General features: G+C 68.2%; 24 protein-coding genes. 15 read left to right on the top strand and 9 right to left on the bottom strand.

Annotated features, from left to right (window positions below):
* Positions 1-5 precede the first annotated feature (5 nt).
* Together ACXJKJ_RS12975 and ACXJKJ_RS12970 are read left to right on the top strand one after the other, a co-directional pair.
* Positions 6-665, top strand: coding sequence for a response regulator transcription factor (locus ACXJKJ_RS12975; protein WP_056193638.1), 660 nt, complete (start codon positions 6-8; stop codon positions 663-665).
* Positions 662-2044, top strand: coding sequence for a sensor histidine kinase (locus ACXJKJ_RS12970; protein WP_457390383.1), 1383 nt, complete (start codon positions 662-664; stop codon positions 2042-2044). The genes ACXJKJ_RS12975 and ACXJKJ_RS12970 overlap by 4 nt, the downstream gene beginning before the upstream one ends.
* Here ACXJKJ_RS12970 and pdxR read toward each other — a convergent pair.
* Entirely contained in the window at positions 2041-3465 is a 1425-nt protein-coding gene (gene pdxR, locus ACXJKJ_RS12965) for a MocR-like pyridoxine biosynthesis transcription factor PdxR (RefSeq protein ID WP_457390382.1), read from the bottom strand. The two genes, ACXJKJ_RS12970 and pdxR, sit on opposite strands and share 4 nt — an antisense overlap.
* Positions 3466-3561: 96 nt before the next feature.
* Here pdxR and ACXJKJ_RS12960 point away from each other — a divergent pair, with 96 nt between their 5' ends.
* Positions 3562-4005: a carboxymuconolactone decarboxylase family protein gene (locus ACXJKJ_RS12960; RefSeq protein ID WP_457390381.1), complete on the top strand. Its 444-nt coding sequence runs from the start codon at positions 3562-3564 to the stop codon at positions 4003-4005.
* A gap of 9 nt (positions 4006-4014) precedes the next feature.
* On the opposite strand, the gene ACXJKJ_RS12955 is transcribed toward ACXJKJ_RS12960, so the two are convergent.
* Entirely contained in the window at positions 4015-4929 is a 915-nt protein-coding gene (locus ACXJKJ_RS12955) for a LysR family transcriptional regulator (RefSeq protein WP_457390380.1), read from the bottom strand.
* A gap of 118 nt (positions 4930-5047) precedes the next feature.
* Between ACXJKJ_RS12955 and ACXJKJ_RS12950 the strand changes: the two genes are divergently transcribed.
* From ACXJKJ_RS12950 to ACXJKJ_RS12930, 5 genes are all read left to right on the top strand, one after another.
* Entirely contained in the window at positions 5048-5782 is a 735-nt protein-coding gene (locus tag ACXJKJ_RS12950) for an SDR family oxidoreductase (protein WP_457323358.1), read from the top strand.
* 62 nt (positions 5783-5844) lie between these two features.
* Positions 5845-7842, top strand: coding sequence for a molybdopterin-containing oxidoreductase family protein (locus tag ACXJKJ_RS12945; protein ID WP_457390379.1), 1998 nt, complete (start codon positions 5845-5847; stop codon positions 7840-7842).
* 132 nt (positions 7843-7974) lie between these two features.
* A complete protein-coding gene (locus ACXJKJ_RS12940; protein WP_457390378.1) occupies positions 7975-9969 on the top strand; it encodes a M30 family zinc metallopeptidase in 1995 nt (664 codons plus the stop codon).
* A 62-nt stretch (positions 9970-10031) separates the two neighbouring features.
* On the top strand, positions 10032-11096 hold the full coding sequence (locus tag ACXJKJ_RS12935; protein WP_457390377.1) for an aminopeptidase: 1065 nt from the start codon (positions 10032-10034) through the stop codon (positions 11094-11096).
* Positions 11062-11595 (top strand): GNAT family N-acetyltransferase, encoded by a 534-nt coding sequence (locus tag ACXJKJ_RS12930; protein ID WP_457390376.1) that lies wholly within the window; start codon positions 11062-11064, stop codon positions 11593-11595. Before ACXJKJ_RS12935 ends, ACXJKJ_RS12930 begins: the two co-directional genes overlap by 35 nt.
* Before the next feature lie 119 nt (positions 11596-11714).
* Here ACXJKJ_RS12930 and ACXJKJ_RS12925 read toward each other — a convergent pair whose 3' ends face one another.
* A complete protein-coding gene (locus tag ACXJKJ_RS12925) occupies positions 11715-12482 on the bottom strand; it encodes a tetratricopeptide repeat protein (RefSeq protein WP_457390375.1) in 768 nt (255 codons plus the stop codon).
* 132 nt (positions 12483-12614) lie between these two features.
* Between ACXJKJ_RS12925 and ACXJKJ_RS12920 the strand changes: the two genes are divergently transcribed.
* On the top strand, positions 12615-12944 hold the full coding sequence (locus tag ACXJKJ_RS12920; protein WP_457390374.1) for a polyhydroxyalkanoic acid system family protein: 330 nt from the start codon (positions 12615-12617) through the stop codon (positions 12942-12944).
* Between the two features lie 40 nt (positions 12945-12984).
* Here ACXJKJ_RS12920 and ACXJKJ_RS12915 read toward each other — a convergent pair whose 3' ends face one another.
* The gene (locus ACXJKJ_RS12915) at positions 12985-13236 is read right to left on the bottom strand and encodes an acyl-CoA-binding protein (RefSeq protein ID WP_057300694.1); all 252 of its coding nucleotides are present in this window, start codon (positions 13234-13236) and stop codon (positions 12985-12987) included.
* Between the two features lie 97 nt (positions 13237-13333).
* On the opposite strand from ACXJKJ_RS12915, the gene ACXJKJ_RS12910 reads away from it, so the two are divergent.
* Positions 13334-14764: a wax ester/triacylglycerol synthase family O-acyltransferase gene (locus tag ACXJKJ_RS12910; RefSeq protein WP_457390373.1), complete on the top strand. Its 1431-nt coding sequence runs from the start codon at positions 13334-13336 to the stop codon at positions 14762-14764.
* A 144-nt stretch (positions 14765-14908) separates the two neighbouring features.
* Here ACXJKJ_RS12910 and ACXJKJ_RS12905 read toward each other — a convergent pair whose 3' ends face one another.
* From ACXJKJ_RS12905 to ACXJKJ_RS12885, 5 genes are all read right to left on the bottom strand, one after another.
* Positions 14909-15268, bottom strand: coding sequence for a hypothetical protein (locus ACXJKJ_RS12905; protein WP_056193676.1), 360 nt, complete (start codon positions 15266-15268; stop codon positions 14909-14911).
* Positions 15269-15377: 109 nt separating this feature from the next.
* Positions 15378-15719, bottom strand: coding sequence for a hypothetical protein (locus ACXJKJ_RS12900; RefSeq protein ID WP_056193679.1), 342 nt, complete (start codon positions 15717-15719; stop codon positions 15378-15380).
* Positions 15720-15847: 128 nt separating this feature from the next.
* Positions 15848-16189, bottom strand: coding sequence for a hypothetical protein (locus ACXJKJ_RS12895; RefSeq protein ID WP_457390372.1), 342 nt, complete (start codon positions 16187-16189; stop codon positions 15848-15850).
* 127 nt (positions 16190-16316) lie between these two features.
* Positions 16317-17090: a hypothetical protein gene (locus tag ACXJKJ_RS12890; protein ID WP_457390371.1), complete on the bottom strand. Its 774-nt coding sequence runs from the start codon at positions 17088-17090 to the stop codon at positions 16317-16319.
* Positions 17091-17104: 14 nt separating this feature from the next.
* Positions 17105-17770, bottom strand: coding sequence for a TetR/AcrR family transcriptional regulator (locus ACXJKJ_RS12885; RefSeq protein ID WP_056193685.1), 666 nt, complete (start codon positions 17768-17770; stop codon positions 17105-17107).
* 143 nt (positions 17771-17913) lie between these two features.
* Here ACXJKJ_RS12885 and ACXJKJ_RS12880 point away from each other — a divergent pair, with 143 nt between their 5' ends.
* Genes ACXJKJ_RS12880 through hisD form a run of 5 tightly spaced genes read left to right on the top strand, consistent with a single transcriptional unit; the run spans position 17914 to position 21825 of the window.
* Positions 17914-18834: an ABC transporter ATP-binding protein gene (locus ACXJKJ_RS12880; protein WP_457390370.1), complete on the top strand. Its 921-nt coding sequence runs from the start codon at positions 17914-17916 to the stop codon at positions 18832-18834.
* A complete protein-coding gene (locus ACXJKJ_RS12875; protein ID WP_457323447.1) occupies positions 18831-19586 on the top strand; it encodes an ABC transporter permease in 756 nt (251 codons plus the stop codon). Before ACXJKJ_RS12880 ends, ACXJKJ_RS12875 begins: the two co-directional genes overlap by 4 nt.
* Positions 19587-19625: 39 nt before the next feature.
* Positions 19626-19868: a BolA family protein gene (locus tag ACXJKJ_RS12870; protein WP_056193694.1), complete on the top strand. Its 243-nt coding sequence runs from the start codon at positions 19626-19628 to the stop codon at positions 19866-19868.
* Positions 19865-20521, top strand: a complete 657-nt coding sequence (hisG, locus tag ACXJKJ_RS12865) for an ATP phosphoribosyltransferase (protein ID WP_457390369.1) — start codon at positions 19865-19867, stop codon at positions 20519-20521. The genes ACXJKJ_RS12870 and hisG overlap by 4 nt, the downstream gene beginning before the upstream one ends.
* Positions 20518-21825, top strand: a complete 1308-nt coding sequence (gene hisD, locus ACXJKJ_RS12860) for a histidinol dehydrogenase (RefSeq protein ID WP_457390368.1) — start codon at positions 20518-20520, stop codon at positions 21823-21825. Before hisG ends, hisD begins: the two co-directional genes overlap by 4 nt.
* Positions 21826-21829: the final 4 nt, after the last annotated feature.

Genomic DNA, 21829 nt, shown 5'->3' with positions numbered 1-21829 from the left:
CAACCATGAACCTGCTGCTCGCCGAAGACGACGCCCTGCTGGCTGACGCGTTACAGCAGCAGTTGCTTAACGCCTCATTCAAGGTTGAATGGGCCGAGAACGGCGCCGTGGCCGAGTACCTGTTGCGCAAGCAGGACTTCGACATCGCCATCCTCGACCTCGGCCTGCCCATGGTGGACGGCCTGACCGTGCTCAAGCGCGTTCGCGAGGCCGGCCGCACCCTGCCCATCCTCGTGCTGACGGCGCTGGACGCGCTGGAGCACCGCGTCGCCGGCCTGCAGGCCGGTGCCGACGACTACCTGACCAAGCCCTTCGACTTCCCCGAGCTGGAGGCGCGCCTGCACGCGCTGCTGCGCCGTGGCCGCCCGGCCTCGCAGACCCAGCAGCTGCGCCGCCTGAGCCTGGACCGCGCCGCGCGCCGCGCCAGCGTCGGCGGCGAGCCGCTGGAGCTGAGCCCGCGCGAATGGTCGCTGCTGGACCTGCTGCTGACCGAGCGCGACCGCGTCGTCACCAAGGCGCAGATCGTCGAGGCCTGGGGCGCCGATGAAGGTGGTTCCATCGAGGTCTATATCCACCGCCTGCGCAAGAAGCTTGAAGGCTCGGGCCTGGCCGTGCGCACGGTGCGCGGCCTGGGTTATCTGCTCGAAGCCACCGCGTCATCGTGAACTCACCGGCCGGCCGCTCGCTGCACCGGCAACTGCTGTTGTGGCTGCTGCTGCCGCAGATCGTGCTGTGGCTGGTGGCGGCTTTCGGCGCCTATCGCCTGGCCAGCAGGCATGCCGACGAGCTGGTCGACAGCAGCCTCTTGCAGGCCGCCCGGGCGCTGGCGCGCCAGATCCGGCCCACGGCCAGCGGCCTCTTTGTCGACCTGCCGCGCTCGGCCCAGGACATCCTTGCTGCCGACCCCGACGACCGCGTCATGTACATGGTCAGTTCGCCGCCGGGCCAGCTGCTGCTGGGCGACGCACGCCTGCCGCCGCCACCAGGCTCGCCAGCGCTGAACGAGCCGGTGTTCTTCGACGCCACCGTGCCTGAGCGCATGCGCGTCGTGTCGCTGGACCTGCATCTGGGCGCGGCCGGCACGGCGGATTCGACGCTGCGCGTGCAGATCGCCCGCTCCAGCGCGCCGCGCGAGCTGCTGGCGCAGCGCATGCTGCTGGACACGGCCCTGCCGCTGTCCCTGCTGATCGCATTGATGAGCATGGTGGTCTGGGCCGGCATCCGCAAGGGCCTGAAGCCGCTGGCCGAGCTGCAGCAGCAGGTGGAAGGCCGGCGCGCCGACGCGCTCGACCCTGTGCAGCTGCGCGCCGCGCCGCCCGAGGTCAGCGCGCTGGCCGGCGCCGTCAACGAGCTGCTAGGCCAGGTGCAGCAGAGCCTGGCCACGCAGCGCCGCTTCATCAGCGACGCCGCCCACCAACTGCGCACGCCGCTGGCGGGGCTGAAGAGCCAGACCGAGTTGGCGCTGGAGGCCAACACCGATCCGGCCCTGCGCCAGCGACTGGAGCGCGTGCACGAGAGCGCCGTGCGTGGCGCGCGGCTGGTGTCACAGCTGCTGGTGCTGGCCCGCGCCGAGCCCGAGGCCGTGGCGACCCAGGGCTGGGCGGCGGTGGACTGCGACCGCCTGGTACACGAGGTCACGGCCGAATGGGTGCCGCGTGCTCTGGCCGCCGGCTGCGACCTGGGTGTGGACATCGTCAACGCGGGCCTGAGCGTGCAGGGCGTTGAGCTGCTGCTGCGCGAGGCCCTGGTCAACCTGATTGACAACGCGGTGCGCTATGCCGGCCGTGGCGCGGCCATCACCGTCAARCTGCGCCGCGCGGGTGACGACGTGTGGCTGGACGTCGAGGACAACGGCCCCGGCCTCACGCCCGAGCTGCGCGGGCGCGCCTTCGAGCGTTTCGTGCGCGGCTCGGCCCATGGCGAGGGCTGCGGCCTGGGACTGGCCATAGCCCGTGAGATTGCAGAGCGCCACGGCGGCAGCGCCGAGTTGCTGCCGGCGGCACCCACGGGCTGCATCGCGCGTCTGACACTGCCGGCCGCCTAGGTCAGCAGCTCGGCGACGCGGCCCAGTGCCTCGGCTATGCCATCGGGCGTGACGCGCCCAAAGCCCATCAGCAAGCCGTCCCGCCCGGCCGCAAACGCCTGCAGCGGATACAGCCCCACGTCCACGCGCCGGGCCAGCGCCGCGAGCTGCGGTGCGTCGATGGCAACGCCCGGCTTGAACAGCGCCGCCTGGTGGAAGCCAGCCTCCGCGGGCAGCAGCGTCAGCCATGGCGCCAGCGGCCCGGCAAAGCCCGCCATCAGCCGCTCGCGCCGCTGCGCATACTCGGCCACGCAGCGGCGCAGATGCTTGCGGTAGTTGCCTTCGGCCATGAAGCGGGCCAGCACGTTCTGCAGCAGGCTGGGGCCGTGCACGTCGGCCAGGTGCTTGGCGTGCAGCAGCGCGTCGCGCAAGGCCGGCGGTGCGATGACATAGCCCAGCCGCAGCGACGGCGCCAGCGTCTTGGAGAAGCTGCCGACGAAGGCCACGCGGCCGTCCGTGTCCAGCCCCTGCAGGCTGTCGCGCGGTTGGCCCTCGAAGCGGAACTCGCTGTCGTAGTCGTCCTCGATGACGACGGCGCCCGTGCGCGCCGCCCAGGCCAGCAGCGCACGCCGTCGTTCCATGCTCATCGCCACGCCGAGCGGGAACTGATGGGCCGGCGTCGTGTAGACGAGCTTGGCGTCGGGCGGCAGCGCGTCGGTCACCAGCCCCTGTTCGTCCACCGGCACGGGGGCGATGCGCGCGCCCTGGGCCTGCAGCAGCCCGGTGATGGGCGGGTAGCCGGGCGACTCGATGGCCGCCACATCGCCGGGCCCGACCAGCACGCGGATGAGCAGGTCAAAGGCTTGTTGCGCACCCTGGGTGACGATGACGTCCGCCGCCGAGCAGCGCACGCCGCGGGCATAGGCCAGGTGTTCGGCAATCGATTCGCGCAGCGCGGCCAGCCCGGCCGGCGGGGCATGCGCGCCGCCCTGGCCGAGCTGGCGCTGGGCCGCGTGCAGGTGGCGGCGCCAGTCCTCGTGCGGGAAGAGGGCGGGCTCGGGCGAGCCGCCGATGAAATCCCAGCGCGCCAGCGGGTTGTCGGCAAAGCGCAGCAGCGGCACCGGCAGGGCCTGGAAGGCGGCGATGCGTTCGGCGCTGGCGAGGCGCGCGGTGGTTGCCACGGGCCGTTCGGCCTCGGCCGCCGGTAGCGCGCGCACAAAGCTGCCGCGCCCGCGCCGCGCCTCGATGAGCTGCTCCAGCGTCAGCCGCTCATAGGCCTCGGCCACGGTCTGACGCGCCAGGCCCAGTTGCTCGGCCAGCAGCCGTGTGGGTGGCAGCTGGGCACCGGTGGCCAGCCGGCCGCTGCGGATCAGGCTGCGCAGCTGGCGCAGCAACTGCTCGCCCAGCGGCTGGTCGCGGTCGATGACGATGTGGAGATCCATCCGGTGGCCTGCTCGATTTGGTCGGGATTGGACTGCTTGGCGCGGCGCCCGGGATTCAACATTCGTTCACCCCAACCCCACCCGCTGGAGCATCTCATGACCACCCCCCGCATTGACTTCTACACCGCCTCCCCCGCCGCCCTCAAGGCCATGCTGACGCTGGAAGGCAGCATCGCCAAGCTGGGCCTGGAGGCCAGCCTCATCGAGCTGGTGAAGATGCGCACCTCGCAGATCAATGGCTGCGCCTTCTGCCTGGACATGCACAGCCGCGACGCCCGCGAGGCCGGTGAGAGCGAGCGCCGCCTGCACGTGCTGCCGGCCTGGCGCGAGACGACGCTGTTCACGCCGCGCGAGCGCGCCGCCCTGGCCTGGACCGAGGCGATCACGCTGATCACCCAGGGCCACGCCAGCGACGCCGACTACGCCGCCGCCACGGCCGAGTTCAACGAGGCCGAGATGGTCAACCTGACACTGGCGATCACGACCATCAATGCCTGGAACCGCTTCGCCATCGGCTTCCGCAAGGCATTGCCCGCCTGAGCGGCCTGATCAGGCGTAGCCGTCCACGCCATTGACGAGCCGCGCGCACAGCCGCGGCTCGCCGAGCTTTTCCAGCCACCAGGCTAGCGCCCGGCCATCGCCGGCGCGCCAGCCCAGGTAAAGCGTGTTGGGTTCGCGCGGCACGCTGGCCTGCTTGGCCACCAGTTCTCCGCGCTTGAGCAGCGAGGTCACACGCACCTCCGGCAGCCAGCCCACGCCCAGCCCGGCGCGTTGGGCGGCAATCTTGGCCGTCATGCTCGGCACGGCCAGCGTGGCCTGGCCGGCGCCGTGACCATAGGCTCGGCCATCGCCACGGCGTGAGCTGTCGGCCACGACGATGGCGCGGTGGGCCTGCATCTGCTCGGCCGTCAGCGGCCCCTTGACCTTGGCCAGCGGATGGCGCGGCGACACCGCGTAGACCCAGCTCAGCACGCCCAGCTCACGCCACTGCACACCGGCCAGCGTGGGCGGCTCGTTCGTCGCGCCGATGACGAGGTCGGCTCGGCCCTCGGCCAGCGCCTCCCAGGTGCCTCCCAGCACCTCGTGCGTGATGCGCAGGCTCACGCCCGAAGCCAGCGCATCAAAGTCCTGGATGACCGGCATCAGGCTCTCGAAGGCGATCAGCTCGTCGGTGACGATCAACAGCCGGTCCTCCCAACCCTTGGCCACCTGCGTGACGCGCCGCGTCAGGCGCTGCATGTCGTCGCGCAGCCGCGTGGCCTCGCGCACCAGCAGGGCGCCGGCGGGCGTGAGCTGCAGCCGGTAGCGGCGACGGTCGAAGAGCAGGGCGTCGAAGCGGGTCTCGATCTGGCGCAGCGTGTACGACACGGTCGACGGCGCCTTGCCCAGGCTGGCCGCGGCGCGCGTCAGGCTGCCGCTGGCCCCGATGGCCTCCATCAACTGGATCTCGTCGTCGCTGAGCATGATGTTCGAAAGCCTTGCACGAGTCGGCCAACACGGCCGTGCGTCAAAAGGGACGCTGAATCCGAGTATCGAGTCCACGGCAAACAAGCCGCTAACCGCAGACCCAAAGGAAACCATCATGTCTTCACGCTTCACCAACAAGACCGTCCTCGTCACCGGCGGCACCTCCGGCATCGGCCTGGCCGCCGCCCGCGCCTTCAAGGCCGAAGGCGCCCACGTCATCGTCACCGCCCGCCCGGGCAAGCAGCACGAGACCGAAGGCTTCGAGCTGGTGGCGCTGGATGCGTCTGACGTGCTCGGCGCCCGCGCGCTGGGTGCCCACCTCGCCGCCGCCGGCCGTCAGCTGGATGCCGTGTTCGTCAACGCCGGCATCGCCGAGTTCGCATCCCTGGCCGATGCCAGCGAAGACCTGTGGGACCGCACGTTCAACACCAATGCCAAGGGCGCCTTCTTCCTGATCCAGGCGCTGCGCCCGGTGCTGGCCCGCGGCGCGTCCATCGTGCTGAACGGCTCCATCAATGCCCATATCGGCATGCCCAACTCGGCCATCTACGCCGCCAGCAAGGCCGCGCTGATCTCGATGGCCAAGACGCTGTCGGCCGAGTTGCTGCCGCAGGGCGCGCGCGTCAACGTCATCAGCCCGGGCCCGGTGACCACGCCGCTGTACGGCAAGCTGGGCTTCGACGCCGACACGCTGACGCAGGTCGCCGCGCAGATCCAGAGCCAGGTGCCACTGGGCCGCTTCGGCACACCGCAGGAGATTGCGTCCACGGTGCTGCACCTGGCCGCGCCTGAGTCGGCCTTCATCGTCGGCAGCGAGATCGTTGTCGATGGGGGTATGAGCCAACTTTGAGCAGGGGGCGGTGCGGATTGCGACAATCGCGGCTCAGCCTGATTTGCGATTGCCTGATCGACATGCACACCCGTACCGTCTTCGGCGCCTGCCCCCACGACTGCCCCGACACCTGCGCGATGCAGATCACCGTCGAAAACGAACGCGTGATCAAGGTGCAGGGCCGCGCCGACCACCCCAACACGCACGGCGCGCTGTGTACCAAGGTGTCGCGCTACCCCGAGCGCACCTACCACCCCGAGCGCCTGCTGCACCCGCTGAAGAGGGTCAGCAAGAAGACCGAAGCGCCGCGCTTCGTGCAGGTGAGCTGGGCCGAAGCCATCGCCGACATCGCCGCCCGGCTCCAGGCGGTGAAGGACCCGCAGTGCATCCAGCCCTACAGCTACGCCGGCACCATGGGCCTGATCCAGGGCGAGGCCATGGCCGGCCGGCTGTGGAACGCGCTCGGCGCTGCGCGGCTGGACCGCACCATCTGCGCTTCCGCCGGCGGCGCCGGCCTGGCAGCCACCTATGGCCACAAGCTGGGCATGCACACGCGCCACTTCGCTGGCGCCAAGCTCATCATCATCTGGGGCAGCAACTCCATTGCGTCCAACCTGCATTTCTGGACCTATGCGAACCAGGCCAAGCGCGAGGGCGCCAAGCTGATCTGCATCGATCCGCGCAAGACAGAGACGGCGGACAAATGCCACCAGCACATCGCCGTGCTGCCCGGCACCGACGGTGCGCTGGCCCTGGGCCTGATGCATGAGCTGATCCAAAACGGCTGGCTGGACCAGGACTACATCGACAACCACGTCGACGGCTGGGATGAACTGCGCGGCAAGGCCCTGGACTGGCCGCCCGAGCGCGTCGCCGAGGTCTGCGGCATCAGCCCCGATGAAGTGCGAAACCTGGCCTGCGATTACGCGACCACCAAGCCCGCCGCCATCCGCATGAACTACGGCCTGCAGCGTGTGCGCGGTGGCGGCAATGCCGTGCGGCTGATCGCGCTGCTGCCCTGCCTGACCGGCGCCTGGCGCCACCAGAGCGGTGGCGTGCTGCTGTCGGCCTCGGGCTGGAACGCGCCGTACAAGAACCCGGATCTGGAACGCCCGGGCCTGCTCGCCGGGCGCACACCGCGCATGGTCAACATGAGCACCATCGGCGACGCGCTGCTGCAGGCCGCCCCGCCCATCGAGGCGCTGATTGTCTACAACAGCAATCCCGTCGCCGTCGCGCCGGAGTCGCCCAAGGTGGTGAAGGGCTTTCAGCGCGAGGACCTGTTCACCGTCGTGTTCGAGCACTTCATGACCGACACGGCCGACCTGGCCGACTATGTGCTGCCGGCCACGACCCAGCTCGAGCACCTGGACGTGCACACCTCGTATGGCCACACCGATGTGCTGATGAACCAGCCGGCTGTTGCGCCGCTGGGCGAAGCCAAGACCAACACGCAGATCTTCCGCGAGTTGGCCGCGGCGATGGGCCTGACGGATCCCTGCTTCAAGGACAGCGATGAGGACCTGGCCGCGCAGGCCTTCACGTCAGACATCGACATGGGTTTGCTGCGCGAGCAGGGCTGGCAGCCCCTGCCCATTCCCGAAGCGCCATTTGCCGAGGGTGGTTTCCGCACCCCCAACGGTCGCGCGCAGGCCGCCGGCGCCGACTACGTGCCCAACTACGAAAGCGCGCAAAGCTCGCCCGAACTGGCCGCGCGCTACCCACTGGCCATGATTTCGCCGCCGGCGCGCAACTTCCTGAACAGCAGCTTTGTCAACGTGAAGAGCCTGCGCGACATCGAGGGCGAGCCCATCATCGAGATGCACCTCGGCGATGCCGTCGAGCGCGGCCTGGCCGATGGCGCCCTGGTGGCCGCCTTCAACGACCGTGGCCGCTATGTGGCCAAGCTCAAGGTCAGCACGCGCGCGCGGCCCGGCGTCGTCAACGGCCTGGGCGTGTGGTGGCGCAAGCTCGGCGTGCAGGGCAGCAATGTCAACGAGGTCACCCACCAGCGCCTGACGGATATGGGCAATGCCCCGGCTTTCTACGACTGCCTGGTGCAGGTTGAAGCTGCCTGAACTTTCCTGACGTGATTTTTGACGTCTGAACTGGGCGGCTAACGGCGCGATGCGCCGGGACGCGTTGGCACAATCCGTGCCCGGCGCCACGCACGAGGATGCGGTGCCGAGAACACAAGGACAGGGAGAACGATGGGGGGCCTCTTCAAGGCTGGGCTGCGCCATGTGGCGGCTGCCTGTGGACTGATGCTGCTTGCCGCCTGCGGCGGCGGTGGAGGCGGTGGCGGTGTGTCGACACCGACGCCGACGCCGCCAACGGCGCCCGCCGTGCCAGACCCGGTCGTGCGCCTCAGCGCCTCGGCCACCCAGCTCTACGCCGGCGAGTACGTGCAGTTCACCGCTGGTGATACGCAGAATGGTGTCAACTGGCGCTGGGAGTTCAGCGACGGCGCAGCGGCCCAAGGCCTCACCGTGGAGCGCCGTTTCGCCCAGGCGGGCAGCTTCACCGCCACGGCCGTAGCGCAGAACAGTGCCGGCGTGACGGCGCGCGCCAGCACCACCGTCCAGGTCGAAGCACAGCCTTCGCCAGTGGCACGTGCTGCAGGCTCACTCTTGCCAGGCTGCAGCGGCCTGCACTGTGCGGTGGCTGCGGATGGGGGCTATGCCGGCAGCGGCGTTGGTGTCTGGCGTTTGCGCAACGCCGGCGCCACGTCCCAACTGGTCGACGTGGACATCGCCAACGCGCAGCCTGGGCAGTCCGTGACGCTGGTATTCAGCAACGGCCAGGCCAGCGATGCCACCGAGCTACCGAAGAGCGGCAGCGCTGCAGTGGTCAGCCTGGGCGCGGCACCGAACGCCCGAATTCAGGCTGCCAGTGCATCAGCTGCCGACGAATCCCACCACGACGCCCTGCACGCGCGCATGCTCGGCCTGCAGCAGCAACAGTCGCTGGAGGATCTGCAGGATCAGCAACTGCCTGCTCGGCCCCTGCCGGAGAGCGCCATCGAGCCGCGCCGCCGCGCCCTCGCCGCCGCCGAGGTCGGCAGCACACGCATCTGGAACGATCTCTATGACGATCCCGCCAAGCCCGTGCCGTTCACGGCCAGCGTGCTGAGCACCTGCAGCACCGGAACCGGCCGTCGTCTCGTCTTCTGGGTCGACCAGGCGCTGACCACGGCCCGCACCGTCGAAGCGGCCCAGATCGAGCCCCTGAAGCGCAGCTTCTGCGGCGACCAGGGCGGCTTTGCGCGTGTCATCGCCATGCTCGGCGACGTCTGGGGCGGCAGCGAGGTGACCAACCGGCCGTGGCTGATCCAGGAAAGCGCGGCGCAGCTGCAGGACGTGAACATTGTCGTCACCGACCACATGGGCGCCGACGCCTCCGCGACCGGCTACTTCTATGGGCTGAACAACTCCTACCGCTGGCGCAACAGCCGCTACGCGAATTCCAACGAAGCGCTGGCCTTCTTCGTGAACGGCACGGGCCTGGCAAGCAACCCGACCTTCTACGCGTCCACGCTGGTGCACGAGCTCACGCACATGGTGACCTATCACCAGGGCACGATCCAGCGCGGCCTGCTGCACGACGCCTGGCTGGAAGAGACGGCTGCCATGGCCACCGAAGACCTGCTGGCCGAGACCATCACGCCGGGCGCCAACAAGATCGTCATCTTCAGGCTGCCCAGCTACCTCCGTTCTGGTGGCAGCGTGGCCATGATCGACTGGCTGGAGGGTGCCGACAGCGCCAACTATGGAGCCGGCGGCAGCCTGGCCGCCTTCTTGAACCGCCGCTACGGCAGCGGCTGGTGGCGCCAGTTGGTGACTGATTGCAGCGCGACGGCCAGCAGCTACAGCTGCCTGGACACGCTGCTGCGGCGCGCCGGCAGCGAGGGCCTGGCCGACGAGTGGGAGCGCCTGGGCAGCAGCGTGTTCGGCGGCATGCCGCAGCGCCATGCGCCCTGGGGCTATGGTTTCCCGCAGGTGCAGTGGGAAGGGCTGTGGCTGATGGGCACCGACACCGCGCAGCAGGCCACCAGCCGCAAGGCTGCGCCCATCAGCGGACTGACGCGCTTTGGCCGCACCGGGCACACCTACCTGGACGATCAGGTGCCGGCCGGCGCAACGCGCTACCAGCGCCGCGGCGTGCGCGTGCCCGCGGGCACCGTGCTCACGGTGGTGCTGCGCTGACAGTTACCTGCGTGGCGAAGCGGGTGGTGACAATCGCGGCTCCGCCTGCACCGCGATCTCGCTTGATCTCTCCACGTGCCTTGCTCGTTGCCGTCGCCGCGCTCTCCCTGAGCGGCTGCGGCGCCGTGGGCCATTGGGGCCAGGCCGCCGGCGGCCATCTGGGCATCGTTCGCGCGGCCAGGCCGGTCAGCGACTGGCTGGCCGACCCGGCCACCCCGCCCGAGCTGGCCGAGCGCTTGAAGCTGACGCAGCAGATGCGCGACTTCGCCACCGCGCGCCTGGCCCTGCCCGACAACAACAGCTACCGCCGCTATGCCGACCTCAAGCGGCCAGCCGTCGTCTGGAACATCGTCGCCGCGCCCGAGTTCGGCTTCCAGCTCAAGACCTGGTGCTACCCCATCATGGGCTGCGCCGGCTACCAGGGCTGGTTCGACCGCGATGCCGCGCAGCGCCACGCCGACGAGCTGAAGGCCGAGGGCTGGGAGGTGCAGGTGCAGCCCATTCCTGCCTATTCGACGCTGGGCTGGAGCCGCTGGTTCGGCGGCGACCCGCTGCTGAACACCTTCATCCGCTACCCCGAGGGCGAACTGGCGGCCATGGTCTTTCACGAGCTGACCCACCAGCGCGTCTACACCAGCGATGACACCGGCTTCAACGAGGCCTATGCGACCGCGGTCGAGATGCTCGGTGCCCGCGAATGGCTGGCGGCCAAGCCCGAGGCCCTGGCTGCCTTTGAGGCCGGGCGGGCGCGGCGGGCGCGCTTCCTGGCGCTGGCGCGCGAAGGGCGGGAGAAGCTCAAAGCGGTTTACGCCGGCCCGGCCGAGTCGCGTGCCGAAGCCAAAGCCGCCGTCATGGCCGAGCTGCGCGAACGTGCCCCCAAGGAGGCGCCAGGCTACGAAGCCTGGTTCCAGCGTGCCAACAACGCCAGCTTCGCGATCCTTTCTGCCTATGACGAACTGGTGCCGGCCTTCACGCGCCTGTTCGAGCGCGAAGGGCGCGACTGGGTGAAGTTTCACGCGGCCGTCGAACGGCTGAAGCCGCTCGCGCGCGAGGAGCGTCGGGCTACATTGAAGAGCCTTGAGGGAGGGACTTATGACACTGATCCTGCGACGCGCCCGGGCCAGTGATGCCGCTGCTATTGCCGAGCATCTGGCCGAGCCGGACATCTTTCCTGGCCTGCTGCAGCTGCCCTACGCCAATGCAGAACTGTGGCAACAGCGCCTGAGCACGCCACCCGCCGCTGGCTCGCCCGAGCTGTTCCTGTTGGCCGAACGTGACGGCAAGCTGCTCGGCAGCGCCGGCCTGCACCCGGTCGGCGCCCAAGTGCGCCGCCGCCACGCAATGGCGCTGGGCATCTCGGTGTCGGCCGCGGCGCAGGGGCAGGGCATTGGCGGTGCCTTGATGACTGCGCTGCTGGACTACGCCGACAACTGGGCGCAGGTTCTGCGCGTGGAGCTGACGGTCTACCAGGACAACGAGCGCGCGATCCGGCTGTACGAGCGCCATGGTTTCGAGCACGAAGGGCGGCTCAGGGCCTATGCGCTGCGTGATGGCGTCTACGTGGATGCGCTGACGATGGCGAGGCTGCATCCGAGGCAGCCGTTGGTGCGGGCAACTGCCGCTTGATCGCTAAATAGGCGGTGTGTGCCAACGCACCGGACTGGCGACGGACAGTTCGTCGCAGGTGTGGCCCCTACGCGAAGACGTCAATCAAGTGGTGTTGAGCGGCTGGCTGCGGCGCATGTTCATGCGATGGAGGTGGGGCCGGAATCATGCGCCAGCGGGTGGCTGTTGCGCCAGCCGAACAGGCCGGCCAGGGCCGCGGCGAGGCCCGCGATGATGGCCGTGGCGCTGGCGACGTGCAGCAGCCGGCGGCGCTGCCTGGCGCTCAGCATGGCTTTGCGTGCCGGAGTCTGCGCGAGCTCGTGAATCAGCATGATCTCGTGCTGGCGCTCCTCGATGGCGCGCGCCAGTTCGCTGCCGTGTTCCATGCGGCGCGCGAGTTCGCGCACCGCCTCCAGCTCGCGCTCGCGGATGCGCAGGCCTGGCGCCTTCAGCGGGCTGCCCATGGCGCGGGCGCGCATATAGAGGGCCTTGGCGGCCAGGCGGTCGGGCTGGCAGCCCCAGCCTGACTCCAGGCAGGCGGCCAGATTGAACGTGGCATCGGCGTGGCCTTGGGATGCAGCGACGGTGTAAAGCGCCACGCCGCGCGGTGCATCGGGGTCGCCACCCCAGCCGGCGACGAGGATGCGGCCTAGATGGAATTTGGCAGTCAGGCTGCCCTCGCTGGAGGCGCGCTCCAGGCGCTCACGGGCCTGCACCGGGTCCCGCGGCAGGCCCAGGCCCTCAAGCTGGCAGAGCGCGAACATGGCCAGTCCCTCGGCGTCGCCCGCGTCGGCGGCGACGCGGAACCAGTAGACAGCCTGTTCATGGTCGGGCTCGGGCGCACGGAAATGCGTCAGCCCCTCCATGAGCGGGTCGAGGCAGAGCGGGTCGGGGTCGACAAGGCGCATGGATCCTCCCTGGGCTTCGGCTGGCTTTGCGCCAGGCTTTTCTGCGCCTAAGTATGGAGGCAAATGCGCCCACGGCAGTGGCACCGCCCTTCTCGCTTAGAGTGGGGTGCACGAGACAACGGAGAGCCGCTGATGGCCGAGATCCGCATTCACCGAGACCACGACCTGGGCCTGAAGAAGGCCCGCGAGATTGCCTGGAAATGGGCCGAGCAGGTCGAAGAGAAGTTCGACATGGAATGCACGGTGCATGAGGGTGACGACGGCGACACCGTGGAGTTCACGCGCTCCGGCGTCAAGGGCGAGCTGACCGTGGCGGCCGACCACTTCGACCTGGTAGCCCAGCTCGGCTTCCTGCTCGGCGCCTTCAAGAAGACGATCGAAGGCGAGATCGAGAAGGAACTCGATGCGCTGCTGGCGGCCGGGGCCAAGAAAAAGGCGCCGGCCAAAAAGAAACCGGCCTGAGCAAAGGCCCGGCCGGTTTCTTTTGAGGCGGCTGAGCCGCTTACTTCAAAGATTCGATGAGATCGATGTACTGCTGCATCGCGTCATCGTTGCTCGTACCCTTGAGCTCGTTCCAAGCATCCCATTTGGCACGACCGACCATGTCGGTGAAGCCGGGGCGCTTGCCGTCGACGTCGCCGGCGCTGCCCTGCTTGTAGAGCGCATAGAGCTTCAGCAGCGTCATGTTGTCCGGCCGCTCGGCCAGGTTCTTGGAGTCGGCGACAGCGGCTTCGAATTGGTCTTTCAGGCTCACGGGGGTTCTCCAGGCTGATTGGGGCGTCGATTCTCATGACAATCGACCGACGGGCCGCCGAGTTTAGGCCCGGCCAATAACGAATCCGAGGAGACGCATGGGCCCCAGCAGCGAACGCATGTCCAAGGTGGATACCGCCTGGCTGCGCATGGACACCGAGGCCAACCTGATGATGATCGTCGGGGTCTGGTCCATCCGCCCCGGCATCACGCTGGCCGCGCTGCGCGAACGCGTGGCCGAACGGCTGCTGCAGTACCCACGCTTCCGGCAAAAGGTCGTCGAGGACGCCTTGCTGGGTGCCCAGTGGGTGGCCGACAAGGATTTCGATATCGCCCGCCACGTCGTCGCCGAGGTGCCGCTGCCCCTGCGCGGCCAGAGCCGTGACGAGGTGTTGCGCGAGCGTGTCGCCGAGCTGTGCTCCGAAGCGCTGGACCCGGCTCACCCGCTGTGGCAGTTCCAGCTCATCGAGGACATGGGCGACGGCACGAGCGCGCTGATCGCCCGCATCCACCACTGCATTGCCGACGGCATCGCGCTGATCGCCGTCATGCTGTCCATCACCGATGGCGGCAAGGCGCCGCCCAAGCGCGCGGCAAAAGATGTTGAGGAGCCCGGCGAGGCGGACTGGCTGCTCGACGCCTTCCTGCGCCCGATCAGCAACCTGACCGTCAAGGCCATCGGCATGACGGGCAAGGGTGTGGCCAAGGGCGTGGACCTGGCCATGCGTGGTGACACGCCGATGGATTCGTCGCTGGAGATGGCCCGCATGGGCTACCAGGCCGTGTCCGACGTGGCCGCCTTCGCGCTGATGCCCGACGATTCGCCGACCCGCCTCAAGGGCAAGCCCGGTTCGAAGAAAACCGTGGCCTGGGACGACAGCCTGGCGCTGGACGAGGTCAAGGCGGTGGGCAAGGCCTTGGGCGCTTCCATCAACGACGTGCTGCTGGCCTGCGCGGCCGGCGCCATCGGCCGCTACCTGGCGGACAAGGGCGACGACCCGGCGGGCAAGGAGATCCGCGCCATGGTGCCGGTCAATCTGCGCCCGCTGGAGCAGGCCTGGCAACTCGGCAACCGCTTCGGCCTGGTGCCGCTGGTGCTGCCCATCGGCATCGCCAACCCCATCGAGCGGCTGTTCGCGGTGCGCGCGCGCATGAGCGAGCTCAAGGGCAGCTTCCAGCCGGTGATGGCCTTCGGCCTGCTGTCTGTCGCCGGCCTGCTGATCAAGCCCGTGCAGCACGCGATGCTCAACCTCTTCGCCAAGAAGGCGACGGCGGTGATGACCAATGTGCCGGGCCCGGCCGAGGCGCTCAAGTTCTGCGGCTCGACGGTGGAGAAGGTGATGTTCTGGGTGCCGCAGTCGGGCGACATCGGCATGGGCGTCAGCATCCTGACCTACGCCGGCCGCGTGCAGTTCGGCCTCATCACCGACACCGGCCTGTGCCCCGACCCCGAGGCCATCATCGCCAACTTYGCACCGGAGTTCGAGAAGCTGCTGATGCTGGCGCTGATGATGCCCTGGGAAGCCTGAGCCCCTCGTCCAAGGACATACCTTGGCCGGTCCCCCGAGGTGACGGCGATGCTTGCCGGATTGACCAGCAAGCACATCGCCTTACGCGGGCCGGCTAGGGAGCGGCCCGGCGCTCGGCCCGCAAGGCGCGCGCTCCGGCTGGGCTCACTTCGACTTGGGCACCGCCGCCGTCGTGACGGCGTTGGCCTTCTTGGACTTGGCCTTGCCGGCGGCGGTGGGATAGGCCATCGTCACCGTGGCCGGGTCGGCCTTTTCCAGATAGGACGCGAACTGCGCTTCGTCGCAGGGCTTGGCGTCGTTGTAGTACCGGTGGTCGCCCTTGGGGCGTTCGCCGGTGAAGGTCGGCGCCACCGCGCCGGCGGCGTAGTAGGTGGCGACGTGGCTGGCATAGGCCTGGGCGCAACCATCGTGCAACACGGCCTGGGCGTGGCTGGCCGGTGTGTCGGCCGCGAAGGCCGGCAGCGCGGTGACCAGAGACGCAATGGTGACTGCGAGGGTTCTCATGGCGGACCTCCTTGCTGCTCAAGGTGAGCCCAAGGCTACGCCTAAGTGCAAGCAAATGCACGCCGCACTGCACCAATCAAAAGGCGCCCGAAGGCGCCTTTGCATCGACTCAGCCCTTGGGCGCGGAAGGCGCCGTGGCCGGCTTCTTGGCCTTGGGGCGGCCGGCGGCGGAAGGGTAGGCGCGCATGACGAGGGCAGGGTCGGCCTTGTCGAGATAGGCCGCCAGCTGCTCCTCGGTGCAGGGCTTGGCGTCACCGTAGTACTGGGAGTCGCCGGGGTATTTGTCGCCGCGGTACTCAGGCGCATTGCCGGCTGGGTGATGGGCGCTGAAACTGGCGTAGCTTTGCGCGCAGCCGGTGCGCAATTCGGAACGGGCCTTGTGCACGTCAGCGTCATCTGCGAGGGCAACGGTGCCGGCCAGGCAGGTCAGGGTGGCGATGAGGATCTTCACGGCGTGGCTCCTTGGAAAGTCCGGTGACTTTCAACATTAGGTCGGCCGCGCCGGAAAAACAAAAGGCGCCCCGCAGGGCGCCTCGTTGGCTGACGATTCGAAACGATCAGCGGCGAATCACAGGCGTTTCACAGACGGAAAGGCTCGGCCTTCTTCTTGGCGGCGGTCGGGCGGCCGGCGGCCGTCGGGTAGGCGGCCATCACCTTGGCCGGGTCGGCCTTGTCCAGGTAGGCGGCGTACTGCTGCTCGGTGCAGGCCAGCAGCTTGCCCGGCTTGGCTTCGCCCTTGTACTTGCCATTGGCGTAGACAAACTGGTACTCATTGGACGGGACCGGCGTTGCCACGCTGCTGGTGTCGGTGTAGCTCTTGGCGCACTCGGCGCGCAGTTCGGCCTGCTCGGGCGTGGCGTTGTTGCCGGCTTGGGCGGCAAAGACGGTGACGGCAGCGAAAGYGGGGATCAGGAACTTCATGGCGCGGTCTCGTGTGGGGGGTGGCTGGTGGGGACGAAGCTTACGCCGCGACGCGCTGACTTGCACCCCCGGAGGCACGGGAGATCGGGTCGTGAACTCCGTCACGATCTGCGATCGGTACCGTGAATTACTCCTCAAGTTCCTCTTTGGCCAGCTCGATGTCGAGCAACTCCATCGCGTCCATCGCCTCGCAGGCGGCCGCGTCGGCGTACAGCTTCTCGGCCTCCTTCATGCGCTTGTCGCCCTCCAGCATGACGAGGCCGTTGGCGCGTTCGATCATGGCGATGGCACTGGCCGGGTTGAGCTTGAGGGCCTGCTCGAACATCTTCAGGCCGGTGGCCGTGTCTGCACCTTGCGTGCGGCCCAGCAGCTTGCCGACCTTGTCGATGACTTCGGCGTGGAAGGCGCCCAGCGCGATGTGCGCGTCAGCGTGCTTGGGCGCGAGTTCGATGGTGGTTTCCAACGCGTTCTTGACCTTGCTGCCCAGGCCTTGCGCCAGCGCTTTGGCGACGCTGATGCCCTGGCCGTAGCGGCCGATCGCGTAAGCCTGCCAGTACCAGGCGTTCGGGTTCTTGGGCTCCTCGCCCTGCTGCGCCTCGGCGCGCTCCGCGATCTCCAGGAACATCTCCAGCTTCACCTTCTCCTTCTTCTCGAGGTAGTTGGCGTAGATGCCCTGGGCCTTGTTGGCGACCGTGATGCCGGCGCCACCGGCGGCGAGGCCCGCGTCGTAGGCGGCCTGGAAGTCACCGGCATGGAAATGAATCCAGGCCTGCAGCACCGCGGCGTCCTTGGGGAGGGGCTCGGCGTCACCGGCATGCAGCCGCGCCCAGTGCTTCTTAAGCGTGGCCGGCGTGTAGACGAAGGCGCTGTTGTCGTAGGGGAAGGCAGTCCACTTGGCCATCGCTTTTGTCTCCATCAGGGTTGTGATGATTGGTATTGGCCGGCGAGCTTGAAGAGGTGTTCCTTGGACGCAGGCTCAAGGTAGGGTAGCAGCAGGGAGAGCGCGTGGAAGGCGCCACGCATCAGCGCTGCGCCGGCGCGATCGGGCTCCAGCGCATGGCGCGGGTCGCGCACGTATTCGTAGCTCAGCCAGTAGCTCACCACCACGACCATCGCGTTGGCCGTCGGCGCCGCCTCGCGCAGGTCCATCTTCAGCGCGCCGCCCAGGTGCAGCCCCGACAGCACATGGCGCATCGCCTGCTCCTTGGCGGCAAGCAGGGTCTGGAAATGGGTTTCGAGGCGGCGGTTCTTGAACAGCAGGTCGTTCAGGTCGCGGTACAGGAAGCGGTGCTTCCAGATCAGCTCGAAGAGCATGTGGAAGAACAGCCACGCGTCCTCCACATTGCGCACGTTGTCGGCCGCGGCGAGCAGCTCGTTCAGCTCCGCCTCATAGCGGCCAAACAGCGCGTTGACCAGTTCGTCCTTGGCCGGGTAGTGGTAGTAGAGGTTGCCCGGGCTGATCTTCAGTTCCGCCGAGATCAGCGTCGTCGACACATTGGGCTCGCCAAAGCTGTTGAACAGCTCCAGCGTGACCTCCAGGATGCGCTCGGCGGTGCGGCGGGGGCGTTTGGGGGTGGGCATGTCAGGAGCGCGCGGCCGCCCAGAGCGGATGACGCACCCCCTCGGGGCACAGTGAATGCAATGAGCATGGGGGCGCACAGGTCATCGGGTCATTCTGGCAGTGATCGGCACCGAAATAGGGCTGACTTTTAGAATCGCGCCCCATGCCGAATTCAGCCTCCCCGCCCGCCATCTCCTTCGAGAACGTCAAGAAAACATACCGGGGAGGGCAGGTGAAGGCGTTGGACGGCGTCAGTTTCGACATCCACTGCGGTGAGTTCTTCGGCCTGCTGGGCCCCAACGGTGCCGGCAAGACGACGCTGATCAGCGTGCTGGCCGGCCTGGCCAAGGCCACCGAAGGCCGTGTGCGCGTCATGGGCCATGACGTGGTGGACGACTACGCCGCCGCCCGCAAGGCGCTGGGCGTGGTGCCGCAGGAACTGGTGTTCGACCCTTTTTTCAGCGTGCGCGAGTCGCTGCGCATCCAGAGTGGCTATTTCGGCGTGCACGGCAACGATGACTGGATCGATGAATTGCTGCACAACCTGGGCCTGACGGACAAGGCCAACGCCAACATGCGCCAGCTGTCGGGCGGCATGAAGCGCCGCGTGCTGGTCGCCCAGGCTCTGGTGCACCGCCCACCCGTCATCGTGCTGGACGAGCCCACGGCCGGCGTGGACGTGGAACTGCGCCAGACGCTGTGGCAGTTCATTGCCCGCCTCAACAAGGAAGGCCACACGGTGCTGCTGACCACGCATTACCTCGAAGAAGCCGAAGCCCTGTGCCAGCGCATTGGCATGCTGAAAGCCGGCCGCATCGTGGCACTGGACCGCACCTCGCAGCTGTTGGCGGGTACGGCGTCCACGATGCTGCRTTTCAAGACCGATGCCGCGCTGCCACCTGACATCGCGGCGCGTGCGCGGGTAACGGGGCGCATCGTGCAGGTGACGGCGCATGACGCCCATGAGGTCGAGACGACGCTGGCCGAGCTGCGCGGACAGGGAGTTCCCATCGAAGACCTGGAGATCGGTCGCGCCGATCTCGAAGACGTGTTTCTTGAAATCATGCAGGGAGAGCACGCATGAATGGTGCTTCCACCCTCTTCAAGAAGGAAGTCCTGCGCTTCTGGAAGGTTGCGTTCCAGACGGTCTGCGCCCCGGTGCTGACGGCGGTGATGTACCTGCTCGTTTTCGGCCACACGCTGGAAGACCATGTGAAGGTCTACGACAGCGTCGGCTACACGCAGTTCCTGATCCCCGGTCTCGTGATGATGAGCGTGCTGCAGAACGCCTTCGCCAACAGCTCGTCCAGCCTCATCCAGAGCAAGATCACCGGCAACCTCATCTTCCTGCTGCTGACGCCGCTGTCGCCGTCGGCCTGGTTCGTCGCCTATGTCGGCGCGGCCGTCGTGCGCGGGCTGGCAGTGGGGGCGGGCGTGCTGCTGGTCACCGCCTGGTTTGCGCCGCCGGGCCTGGACAACATCCTGTGGGTGCTGCTGTTCACGGTGCTGGGCGCCGGCCTGATGGGCACGCTGGGCCTGATCGCCGGCCTGTGGGCCGAGAAGTTCGACCAGTTGGCCGCCTTTCAGAACTTCATCATCATGCCGATGACGTTTCTGTCGGGCGTCTTCTACTCAGTGCACTCGCTGCCCGGTTTCTGGCAGGGCATCAGCCACCTGAACCCCTTCTTCTACATGATCGACGGCTTCCGCCGCGGCTTCTTCGGGGTCAGCGACGTGTCGCCTTGGCTCAGCCTGGGCGTTGTCGGGGTCAGCTTCGCGGTCACGGCAGGCCTCGCTTTATCGCTGCTGAAGAGCGGCTACAAGATCAGAAGCTAAGCCGTCTCTAGAATCTCGGGTTTCCACCGAGGACCCGTGATGGCCGACCCGACCCCGCAAGAAGTGCGCGATTTCATTGCCGCAGGCCTGCCCTGCGCGCATCTCGAAGTCGAGGGCGACGGCCGCCACTTCTTCGCGACCATCGTGTCGGACGAGTTCAACGGCCTCTCCCGCATCAAGCGCCACCAGCGTGTCTACGCGGCCCTGGGCGAGCGCATGCGCGAGCAGATCCATGCGCTGTCGATGAAGACGCTCAGCCCCGAAGAGTGGAGCGCCCAATGAGCGGCCTGACCCTCGCGCTCTCCAAGGGCCGCATCTTCGAAGAGACGCTGCCGCTGCTGCGCGCCGCCGGCATCGAGGTGCTGGAAGACCCCGAAACCTCGCGCAAGCTCATCCTGCCGACCAACCGCGACGGCGTGCGCGTGGTGCTGGTGCGTGCCAGCGACGTGCCGACCTATGTGCAATACGGCGGCGCCGACCTCGGCGTGGCCGGCCGCGACGTGCTGCACGAGCAGGCCCTGGCCCAGGGCGGCTCGCATGGTCTCTACCAGCCGCTGGACCTGAAGATCGCCCGCTGCCGCATGAGCGTCGCGACGCGCGCCGACTTCGACTACGCCGCCGCCGTCAAGCAGGGCTCGCGCATCCGCGTGGCCACCAAATACACCGAGATCGCCCGCCAGCATTTCGCCGACAAGGGCGTGCACGTCGACCTCATCAAGCTCTACGGCTCCATGGAGCTGGCGCCGCTGACCGGCCTGGCCGAGGCCATCGTCGACCTGGTCTCCACCGGCGGCACGCTGAGGGCGAACAAGCTGGTCGAGGTGGAGCAGATCATGGACATCTCGTCCCGCCTCGTCGTCAACCAGGCCGCGCTCAAGCTCAAGCGCGACGCGCTGCGTCCGCTGATCGACGCCTTTGCCTCGGCCATTGCATGAAACTCGTTCGCCAACTCTCCACCGCCGCGCCCGACTTCGATACCGAGTTCGAACGCCTGCGCTACTGGTCGGCGGCGGACGATGCCGCCATCGAAGGCCGCGTCGCCGAGATCCTGGCCGATGTGCGCGAGCGTGGTGACGCTGCCGTGCTGGATTACACCGCGCGCTTCGACCGCGTGACGGCCGACAACGTCGCCGCGCTGGAGATCACGCAAGCCGAATTGCAGGCCGCGCTGGCCTCGATCACGCCGGCCCAGGCCACCGCCCTGCAGGCTGCAGCCAAGCGGGTGCGGGCCTACCACGAGCGCCAGCTGGAAGCCTGCGGCCGCAGCTGGAGCTACCGCGACGAGGACGGCAACCTGCTCGGCCAGAAGGTCACGCCGCTGGACCGCGTGGGCATCTATGTGCCGGGTGGCAAAGCGGCCTATCCGAGCAGTGTCTTGATGAACGCCATCCCCGCACAGGTCGCGGGCGTCGGCGAGATCATCATGGTCGTGCCCACGCCGGACGGCGTGCGCAACCCGCTGGTGCTGGCCGCCGCAGCGGTGGCGGGCGTGCATCGCGTGTTCACCATTGGCGGCGCACAAGCCGTGGCGGCGCTGGCTTACGGCACGGCCACCATCCCGCGTGTCGACAAGATCACCGGCCCGGGCAATGCGTATGTGGCTTCGGCCAAAAAGCATGTGTTTGGCCAGGTCGGCATCGACATGATTGCCGGCCCCAGCGAGATCCTCGTCATTGCCGACGGCACGACGCCGCCCGACTGGGTGGCGATGGACCTGTTCAGCCAGGCCGAGCACGACGAACTGGCGCAGAGCATCCTGCTCAGCCCGGACGCCGCCTTCCTGGATGCCGTCAGCGCCAGCATGGAGCGCCTGGTCGAGGAGATGCCGCGCGAGGCCGTCATCCGCGCGTCGCTGGCGGGCCGCGGCGCGTTGATCCTGACGCGCTCGATGGAAGAGGCCTGCGAGATCAGCAACCGCATCGCGCCCGAGCATCTGGAGATCAGCGCCGCCGAGCCGCAGCGCTGGGAGCCGCTGCTGCGCCACGCCGGCGCGATCTTCATGGGCGCCTACACGAGCGAGTCGCTCGGTGACTATTGCGCCGGCCCCAACCATGTACTGCCCACGGCCGGCACAGCGCGCTTCTCGTCCCCGCTGGGCGTCTACGACTTCCAGAAGCGCAGCAGCCTCATCGAAGTCAGCGCCGAGGGCGCGCAGACACTCGGCCGCATCGCCAGCGAGCTGGCCCACGGCGAAGGCCTGCAGGCCCATGCACGCGCAGCCGAACTTCGATTGAAGTGACCTA

It is taken from the genome of Roseateles sp. P5_E1 (assembly GCF_054049335.1).
This window is presented reverse-complemented; position numbering and strand designations above follow the sequence as displayed.